Source organism: Brucella sp. NBRC 14130, assembly GCF_040371715.1.
In the GTDB taxonomy this organism is placed as follows: domain Bacteria; phylum Pseudomonadota; class Alphaproteobacteria; order Rhizobiales; family Rhizobiaceae; genus Brucella; species Brucella intermedia.
Genome location: NZ_BAABTE010000035.1, coordinates 1 through 9,473, shown reverse-complemented (window position 1 = coordinate 9,473; position 9,473 = coordinate 1). Strand labels below are relative to the sequence as shown.

The window sequence follows — 9,473 nt, the reverse complement described above, 5'->3', positions numbered from 1 at the left end:
TCGGAAAGACCGCGCTCTACGAGGCCCTCAAAGCCGAAAAATCCCCCGCATCTACCGTCAAGCCGGCGTGAGTTCTTCATACGTTCTCAAAAGTCGGACAGATTCACCACTTTCGTGTCGTGACGCCATCCGGCTTTTGCGCCATATGCTGGCATTTCGAACCACTAAGGTATTCAGTCGTGCAACATATCAAGTTCACATTCTGGGGCATTTTTTTAGTTTTGACCGTCCTGTGGCTGATTGAAGAACCTCACGTGTATGAGACGACAACTTTCTTCGCGCTTCGTGGGACCATGGTCCAGTACAGCGGAATTATCGCCATGGCTTCTATGAGCGTAGCCATGGTTTTGGCACTTCGCCCCCGCTGGCCGGAGCGGTGGTTCGGCGGACTTGATAAGATGTACCGCCTACACAAATGGCTAGGCATTGCGGTTCTCATCGTCTCGTCTATTCACTGGCTGTGGGGCAAGGGACCGAAATGGGCTGTTGGCTGGGGCTTGATTGAGCGCCCGGTACGCGGGACGAGACCGCCGCTGGAAAACCCGGTCGAGCAGTTTTTATTGGGCTTGCGCGGATCTGCAGAAGATCTGGGTGAATGGGCATTTTATATAGCAGCTCTGCTGATCGTTCTGGCTCTGGTCAAGTATTTTCCCTACCGGCTTTTTTACAAGACACACCGGCTTTTGGCCGTCGTCTATCTGGTGCTCGTTTTCCATACCGTAGTGCTGATGACGTTCAGATATTGGCTTTCACCCATCGGCATCGTGATGGCATTGCTTTTGGCTTCAGGCACCTTTGCGGCAGTGAAAGTACTTCTGCGACGTGTGGCTGGGAAACAGCAGGTTCTGGGCGAGATATCATCAATTCACTACTATCCCGGCGTACGGACACTTGAGGTCGAAATCGACGTCCCACAAGGCTGGCCAGGTCACAAGTCGGGCCAGTTCGCATTCGCGACATCGGACAGTTCAGAAGGAGCACACCCTTACACGATAGCTTCCGCGTGGAATAAAGAAGATAAACATATCACCTTCATCACCAAGGAACTGGGCGATCACACCGACCGCCTGTACGAGAAGTTAAAGGTCGGGCAGGTTGTAAAACTCGAGGGCCCATATGGCTGTTTTGATTTTGACAACGGCCAACTACGCCAGATCTGGATCGGTGGCGGTATTGGCATCACGCCCTTCATTGCCGGCATGAAACATCTGGCGCAAGAGCGGATTACAAATCCAGATGCGCCACACAAGCTGATCGATCTATTTCACACCACGACCGATTACGACGAGAACGCTATCAATAAGCTGAAGGCCGATGCGCTGGCTGCCGGCATCCGGCTACATATCCTGGTAGACTCGCGCGACGGATTCTTGACCGGCGATCGCATTCGGGCTGCCGTACCAGATTGGCGTGAGGCCAGTATCTGGTTCTGCGGTCCGGCAGGTTTCGGAGAGTCATTACGCCGAGATTTTGAGGCGCAGGGCCTACCGGTCGCGAAACGGTTCCATCAAGAGTTGTTCGCAATGCGGTAGAAAACGATGTTCGCGCGAGCTGAAGCACAACCCGGGAAGCATTTTGAATAATCAATCGAACAAGGTCGGGATTAGTGATTTCGACATCGACCGTCTTCCGATTACATAGTGTGATCGCGCGTTTGTTTTGCTTCTCATTGGAAAGGTGGTTGCTTCCCGATAAGATGAAATACTGGCTTACGACTGGGCACCAGGCCCAGCATCAAACAGGAAGCAACCATGAAACAATTTATCGGCCTTGACATCTCATTAAAAGATACATTCTGTTTATACTTCAAACCCATTGGGAATCCTGAAAGGCAATAGCTTTTTCCAAGTTTTCAAACCAAACTATCTGATCAAGACAAATTCACACCTGCCACCTGATGTAGCGCAGATAGCGAGAGTATCTCTATGCAGCTATGATCCCGCGAGGTGATGAGGCCAAGATTGCGCAGTCTCGTGAAACTTCTACTCACGGTTTCAACAGTCAAACCTAAGAAGTCGGCGATATCCTGTCTTGGCATAGGAATATGAACGAAGCCTCTGTTGGGGGACCGTTGAGCGAGAAGAATGATAAAGCATGATAATTTTTCGACTGGTGCCAGCCGACCCAGTATGAGTTGAATAAAGTTCGCCTTCCTTAACGAATCCTTTGTCTCGGCGTGAGAATATTGCTTAATTCTTTCATCTCTAACGATACACTCCTGGAATTTAATTTTAGATAGGGAGGTAATATTGCTTGTTACGATGGTTTCAATTGTCGATGAATAGTGTTCATCGTCGATAATCCCTATTAGTTCTCTTGGGAATATGAAGTGTGTTATCTGCCGCCGACCGTCGGGCAAGACTCTGAAAGCTCTTAATAAGCCCTCATTCACCATGTAAATCCGACCGATTTTGTCACCCTCTCGAGCTATGGTAACGTTCTGGGGAATGGTTTTATCAACACCATTGCATTGCGAGAATGCGATCGCTCCAGAGAGTTCATTGAATAGTGTTTTCCTGACCACAGTCGACGCGTCAAGGCTTATAACATTCGTTTTTTCAGAACTCATTTCGATGACCTGAAGAGTTAATATTGTGTCTTATTCTCAAGGTGGATGGCTCCATAAATCTAATCACTAACATCGTGCGAAACCCCACTATCCATTTGGGGTAGAGATGAGAAGATCAGACTAGTGAAGTATATCGGGTTTTGATGTGATGGGGTATAACTTTCGAGGCAGGCTCCGGTTTTTCGCTTCGGCGAACACCTCACACAATGGAGTTGCCCCTTAAAAACCGGACATTTTCAGGATTGAGCATTTCGGCTCAGGAACTCTCGTGGAGATTGATATCCTAAAGCCTTGTGCGGGTGAAGATTGTTATAGTGCTCGAACCATAATGGCAGTTGAGCCATGACGGTTTCGGCGTCTGGCGTCGGATTTATCCGGACATAATCGCGCTTGAATGTTTTGACGAAAGCCTCAGCCATTCCATTTGACTGCGGGCTGCGCACTGGTGTTCTGCACTGTTCCATACCGATATCCCGGAGCAGAGACGCGGTGTTTTTCGCAATGAAGCATGAACCATTGTCGGTAAGCCACTGGATGGGCTCTGCCAGCATATTGATGCGCCCGAAGCGGTTTTCTACCGCCGTGATGACAAGATCCTGCACATCTTCGCCCTTGATGCCTTCTGTCGTGGCCACATGAGCGATTGCTTCCCGATCACAGCAGTCGAGCGCAAATGCAACGCGGACCTTTTCCTTGTTGTCGCACGTGATCTCGAAGCCATCGGAACACCATCTGGTATTGGAGCGCTCGACGGTGACTTGCCCGTCGTGTCTGCGTTCACCGGCAGCTCCGGTATGGCGCTGAAGGAGCAGATCATGCCGCTTCATCACGCGATAAACACGTTTGGCGTTCGGCCATGAACAGCCCTGTTCACGGGCCTTGCGCCGCAGAATGGCATGAACGCGCCGATAGCCATAGGTCGACATTTCTTCAATGACCGCCTTGATCTGAGCAACCAGATCAGCGTCGGGAAGCGGAGGTCTCCCTCGGGCTCTGGAAAGGGTGCCTGTGGCGCGTGCAGCGATATTCGACCGGGCAACGCCTAACGTCTCGCATAGCGCCTTCATCGCAAAACGTCCTTGGGCAGCGAGATTGAGTGCAGCAGTCGTTTTTTTGGGCCGTTGGCGATTTCGAGGGCCTCCTTGAGAATTTCCCCTTCCATCGTCTTCTTGCCCAGCAGGCGCTGTAACTCCTTCACCTGAGCCTGAAGCGCCCGGTATTCCGAGGCAGGGACAACCTCCTCTTCGGCTGCGGTGGCAACCAAGGCACCCTGCGATGCAAGTTTGCGCCACGCGAATAACTGGTTAGGCGCAATGCCATGACGACGGGCGACCAGACTGACCGTCGCGTCCGCCTCGTAGGTTTCGTGGACAATCACAAGCTTCTCCGCTGTACTCCAACGTCGACGCCGCTCAGGGCCGGAAAGAATTTCCATCTTAATGCTATTACCAGTCATAATGTGAACAGTAGTCCTATCACTTATTTAAGTGGCAGAAACTGTCCGGGCAATTAGGGGGCTATTCCACACAAGACTTCGACAGCATCTGGAACCAGAACTATCCGAGTGATATTTTTCTATACTTGATGCTTCTTGATTGAAATCAATGCGGCTTATCTTGCAACCCATAAACTCAGGTCGGTTGCATTGAAAGAGAGCGGGATTAATGCATGAGTGACATCGCACAAGACGGCGATGGAAAACGATTTCGTTTTCCTACCGCATTCACCATTCTTTTTGGCCTCATTGTCATTGTTGCGGCGCTGACCTGGATCATTCCAGCTGGCCAGTACGAGCGAACCATGAATGCGGCTTTGAACAAGGAAGTTCCTATTGCTGGGACTTACAAGGTCGCTGAATCCAATCCGCAAGGTATTACAGATATATTCATGGCACCGATCGGAGGGCTTTATAATCCTTCGACCAATCAGGCCAACGCCATTGATGTGGCGGTGTTCGTTCTCATTATTGGTGGTTTTATTGGTGTCGTCACCTCCACTGGCGCGATTGATGCTGGCATTGGCAGCGCCATGGTTGCGCTCAAGGGGCGAGAGAAATGGCTAATCCCTGTGCTTATGGCACTGTTCGCCTTCGGCGGTACAACCTATGGCATGGCAGAGGAAACGCTTGCCTTCTATATGCTTTTGCTTCCAATCATGATAGCGGCGCGTTTCGATGCAGTAACTGCGGTCGCTGTCATTTTGCTTGGTGCAGGCGTCGGCGTTCTTGGTTCGACAGTCAATGCATTTGCTACGGTCATTGCCTCGGATGCTGCGGGCGTACCTTTCACTAACGGCCTCGTATTGCGCTGCATCATATTGGGACTTTGCTGGCTGGCCTGTGTGATCTACGTGATGCGCTATGCCGAACGGGTGCGGCAAGATCCTACAAAATCGCTTGTCTATGACATGAAGGCGGCTAACGAAAAGCACTTTCTAAGTGCGCATGAAGGTGAAAAGGCTAACTTTACACTTTTGCACAAGATCGTACTCACGGTTTTTGGTGTCACCTTTGTCGTCATGATCTGGGGCGTGTTGAAAGGCGGCTGGTGGATGGGGGAAATGAGCGGGTTGTTCCTCGCTTCAGCCATCCTGATCGGCTTTATCACACGCCCTGGTGAGGCAAGTTTTGTCGACAGTTTCGTCAACGGTGCACGCGACCTGCTTGGCGTGGCGCTGATCATTGGCCTGGCGCGCGGCATCGTCGTGGTCATGGACGCTGGCAAGATCACAGATACCATCCTGCACTGGGCGGAGCTTTCCGTCTCCGGGTTGGGTAAGGTGGCCTTCATCAACGTGATGTACTGGCTTCAGGTACTTATGTCCTTCTTCGTGCCGTCTTCGTCCGGTCTGGCGGTCCTTTCCATGCCGATCATGGCACCTGTGGCAGATTTCGCCGGCGTTGGCCGCCAGTTTGTGGTCACCGCCTATCAGTCTGCAAACGGGCTCGTGAACCTGATCAATCCGACTTTTGCGGTCGTAATGGGTGCACTGGCAATTGGTCGCGTCCCCTATGAACGCTGGTTGCGCTTCATGTGGCCGCTGCTTTTGATCCTGACCATTATCATCATGGCGTGCCTGAGCGCCGCGGTTCTGCTTGCTTGAAGGAGATTACGATATGAGCTTGACCTATGGTGTTCATTCCGAAGTTGGCAAACTGCGCCGTGTCCTCGTCCATCGTCCGGGCTCGGCACTTGCCCGCTTAACGCCGTCGAACTGTCATGAGTTGCTTTTCGATGATGTCATCTGGGTCAAGCAGGCCCGTGTCGAACATCTCACCTTTGTCGACGCCATGCGACATCGTGGCGTGGATGTCGTCTTTCTGCGAGAGATGCTGGCAGAGACGATGCAGGATGCCGAGGCCCGGCGCTGGCTTCTGGAGCGTCGTGTCAACGAGAATACCGTAGGCGTTGGTCTGGCTGACGATTTGCGAGCCCACCTCATGGAGATTGACGCCGATGCCTTGTCGCTGATCCTGATGGGCGGCTTGAGTAAAGCCGAACTGCCAATCAAGGGACGTGGGCTTTTCGCGCCAACATTGCGTCCGGAGGATTTCGTCCTGCCACCTCTGCCTAATCATTTGTTTACTCGCGATACAACTTGCTGGATCGGTGGTGGTGTCACGCTCAACCCGATGCGTTGGAATGCACGCAAGCTGGAAACAGTCAATATCACGGCCATCTATCGTTTCCATCCGGATTTCCGCGATGCGGGCTTCCCGGTCTGGTGGGGTGATCCCGATACGGATTATGGGCTTGCCACATTGGAGGGTGGAGATGTCATGCCACTTGGAAACGGCATTGTTCTTGTCGGTATGGGTGAGAGGAGCACGCCGCAGGCGGTGGGGCAACTGGCGCGCGCATTGTTTCAGAAGGGGGGGGCTGAGCATGTGATCGCCTGCAAGCTGCCTGTAGAGCGTTCATCCATGCACCTGGACACTGTGTTCAGCTTTTGCGATCGTGATCTCGTGACGCTCTTTGCCGATGTTGCAGAAAAGATCGAGCCTTATTCGATCCGTCCGGGCAAGACAAAAGATGAAATAGACGTCAGGGCGGAAGGACGCAAGCTTACCGAGGTCGTTGCTGAAGCGCTGGGACTGAAGAAGTTGCGCGTTGTTGAAACGGGTGGTGATGCTTACGTCGCCGAGCGCGAGCAGTGGGATGACGGCAACAATGTCGTTGCACTGGAGCCGGGTGTGGTCATTGCCTATGACCGCAATACCTACACCAATACACAATTGCGCAAGGCAGGCGTCGAGGTCATCACCGTGCCCGGTGCAGAACTCGGGCGCGGGCGAGGCGGCGGCCACTGCATGACCTGTCCATTAATACGCGATCCAGTTTGAGGAGACGAAAATGCCAGTCAATATCAAGGGCCGTAGCGTCCTGAAGTTGCTCGATTTCACGCCGGATGACATCCGGTTCCTGCTAAAGCTCTCGGCCTCGTTGAAACAGGCCAAATATGGCGGTTATGAAGATCAAAGGCTGAAAGGCAAGAACATTGCGCTGATCTTCGAAAAAGACTCCACTCGCACGCGTACCGGGTTCGAGGTCGCCGCCTATGACCAGGGTGCACATGTTACCTATCTGGGGCCCACCGGTACCCAGATAGGTAAGAAGGAATCCATGAAAGACACAGCCCGCGTGCTTGGTCGTGTCTACGACGCTATCGAATATCGCGGCTTCGGGCAGGAACAGGCGGAGATTCTGGCGAAATGGTCGGGTGTGCCGGTTTATAATGGTCTGACAGATGAATTTCATCCGACCCAGATTCTCGCCGACTTTCTTACCATGCGCGAATATACCCGCAAACACCTGTCGCAAGTCACCTTCGCCTTCCTCGGCGATGCCGGCAACAATATGGGCAATTCACTCCTGACAGGGGCGGCACAGATCGGCATGGATGTGCGCCTTGCCGCACCGAAAGCCTGTTGGCCAGAACAGGAACTGATCGACCGCTGTCAGGAAATCGCGCTTCAGACCGGTGCGCGCATTACACTCACCGAAGACCCCGTAGCCGCCGTCAAGGGATGTGATTTTATCTATACGGATGTCTGGGTATCGATGGGCGAGCCGGATTCGGTATGGGCAGAACGTATCGAACTGCTGACGCCCTACCGTGTAACGCCGGAGATCATGGCGGCGGCTGGCAATGCACATGTAAAATTCATGCATTGTCTTCCAGCCTTCCATAATCGCGAGACGGAGATCGGAGAGAAGATATTTGAGAAATTCGGTATCGACTGCATGGAGGTGAGCGAGGCGGTCTTCGAATCAAACGCTTCCATTGTCTTCGATCAGGCGGAAAACCGCATGCACACAATCAAGGCAATACTCGTGGCAACATTGGGAAGCTGATATGCGGATCGTTGTGGCTCTGGGAGGTAATGCGCTTTTAAAACGCGGTGAGCCGATGACCGCCGAAGTTCAGCGCGCCAATGTACGGAAAGCCGCAAAGGCGCTGGCTAAGCTTGCGCGTAACCATGATATCGTGGTTGCACATGGCAACGGTCCGCAAGTCGGGCTTCTGGCGCTCCAGGCTTCCGCTTATGCGGATGTCCCAGCTTATCCGCTCGATATTCTGGGGGCCGAAAGCGTCGGTATGATCGGCTATCTGGTGGAGCAGGAACTGACCAATGCCTTGCCCACGCAAATGCGGCTCGCCACGCTCTTGACCCAGATTGAGGTGAATAGTGACGACCCGGCCTTTTCCCATCCGGAAAAACCCATCGGTCCCGTCTACGACAAGGCAGATGCCGATCGTGTCCGGGCGGAACATGACTGGGTGCTCATCGAAGAGAGCGAGGGAAAATGGCGGCGCGTGGTGCCGTCGCCGCGTCCCCAACGTATCACTCAGATCCAAGTCATCCAACTTCTGGTTGAAGCTGGCGTTGTCGTCATCTGCGCGGGCGGTGGCGGTATTCCGGTTATTCGTAACGAGCAGGAGGAAATTGAAGGCATCGAAGCGGTGATTGATAAGGACCGGGCGGCAGGGCTTCTCGCAGAAGAACTCAATGCCGACGCTTTCCTGATGCTCACAGACGTGGACGCTGTCTATAGCAACTGGGGAACGCCGGACCAGCTTCCGATCAGCAGGGCGACGCCGATTGAACTGTCGACGCAAAAGTTTGCTTCTGGTTCCATGGGCCCCAAAGTCGAAGCGGCTTGCGCCTTTGCTTCTCATCCCGGTCGCATAGCCGGGATAGGACGGCTGGAAGATGCGGCAGCGCTCCTTTCCGGTCAGGCTGGCACAGTAATAAAAATATAGGGTCTGTTAGCGTCCCGAACGTTTGCCAGAAGGGAAGTTGTCGTTTCCATGGATACATTGACAAGGCCCGGAACCATCCTGCGGTTCTGGCCTTTATCCGGTGTATTTGATCGTAGGAGGACTTCAATGTACAGGTTAATTCTTGCGGCTATGGTCATTATATTTTCGTCTGGTAGGCACTGTTACCTTAACCTAAGTGTAAACATCAGTTGCGATAACGGGTGATGACCGAACCTCGTTCTTCGCTTTACCGCCGCCATCGTTATCCATCTGAGATTATTGCAGAGGCGGGTGTGGTTGTATTTCCGCTTTCCGCTAAGCTTTCGCATGGTTGAAGACATGCTGGCTTATCGTGGCATCTTCGTCACATATAAGACCGTGTACGAATGGGCGGAGAAATTCGGACGTGCTTATGCCAGTAATATCCGTCGCCGCACACCGCGGCTTGGCGATAAATGGCACCTGGATGAATGTGTAATATCTATCAAAAGTGAGCATCACATTCTTTGGCGCGCAGTTGATCAGGATGGTTTTGTTTTGGATGTTCTGGTCCAGAAACGCCGTAATACCAAGGCCGCCAAGCGCTTCATGCGCAAGCTTCTCTCTGCACAGGGCTGTGCACCCCGGATCATGGTCACCG

Annotated in this window: 7 protein-coding genes and 1 pseudogene; 6 read left to right on the top strand and 2 right to left on the bottom strand. The window is 52.9% G+C overall.

What is annotated here, in order from left to right; translation table 11 throughout:
- Positions 1 to 179 precede the first annotated feature (179 nt).
- Positions 180 to 1,532: a ferric reductase-like transmembrane domain-containing protein gene (locus tag ABWW28_RS26885; protein WP_176588530.1), complete on the top strand. Its 1,353-nt coding sequence runs from the start codon at positions 180 to 182 to the stop codon at positions 1,530 to 1,532.
- Positions 1,533 to 1,870: 338 nt separating this feature from the next.
- Here the strand turns inward: ABWW28_RS26885 and ABWW28_RS26880 are convergent, their stop codons facing one another.
- The gene (locus tag ABWW28_RS26880) at positions 1,871 to 2,569 is read right to left on the bottom strand and encodes a Crp/Fnr family transcriptional regulator (RefSeq protein WP_176588529.1); all 699 of its coding nucleotides are present in this window, start codon (positions 2,567 to 2,569) and stop codon (positions 1,871 to 1,873) included.
- A 236-nt stretch (positions 2,570 to 2,805) separates the two neighbouring features.
- Positions 2,806 to 4,025 (bottom strand): IS3 family transposase gene (locus ABWW28_RS26875; RefSeq protein ID WP_176588528.1). Its coding sequence is split into 2 segments (ribosomal slippage): positions 2,806 to 3,689 and positions 3,689 to 4,025, totalling 1,221 coding nucleotides; the frame shifts between segments, so codons are not numbered across the junction.
- Between the two features lie 212 nt (positions 4,026 to 4,237).
- Here ABWW28_RS26875 and ABWW28_RS26870 point away from each other — a divergent pair.
- From ABWW28_RS26870 to ABWW28_RS26850, 5 genes and pseudogenes are all read left to right on the top strand, one after another.
- Positions 4,238 to 5,671 carry a YfcC family protein gene (locus tag ABWW28_RS26870; RefSeq protein ID WP_011983031.1) on the top strand — a complete coding sequence of 478 codons (1,434 nt, stop codon included), beginning with the start codon at positions 4,238 to 4,240 and terminating at the stop codon, positions 5,669 to 5,671.
- 13 nt (positions 5,672 to 5,684) lie between these two features.
- Positions 5,685 to 6,911 (top strand): arginine deiminase, encoded by a 1,227-nt coding sequence (gene arcA, locus ABWW28_RS26865; protein WP_094513852.1) that lies wholly within the window; start codon positions 5,685 to 5,687, stop codon positions 6,909 to 6,911.
- A gap of 10 nt (positions 6,912 to 6,921) precedes the next feature.
- Complete coding sequence (gene argF / locus ABWW28_RS26860; protein WP_176588527.1) at positions 6,922 to 7,923, top strand: ornithine carbamoyltransferase; 1,002 nt, start codon at positions 6,922 to 6,924, stop codon at positions 7,921 to 7,923.
- A gap of 1 nt (position 7,924) precedes the next feature.
- Complete coding sequence (gene arcC, locus ABWW28_RS26855; protein WP_176588526.1) at positions 7,925 to 8,833, top strand: carbamate kinase; 909 nt, start codon at positions 7,925 to 7,927, stop codon at positions 8,831 to 8,833.
- 224 nt (positions 8,834 to 9,057) lie between these two features.
- Positions 9,058 to 9,473, top strand: a pseudogene (locus ABWW28_RS26850) (IS6 family transposase); the annotation flags it as partial.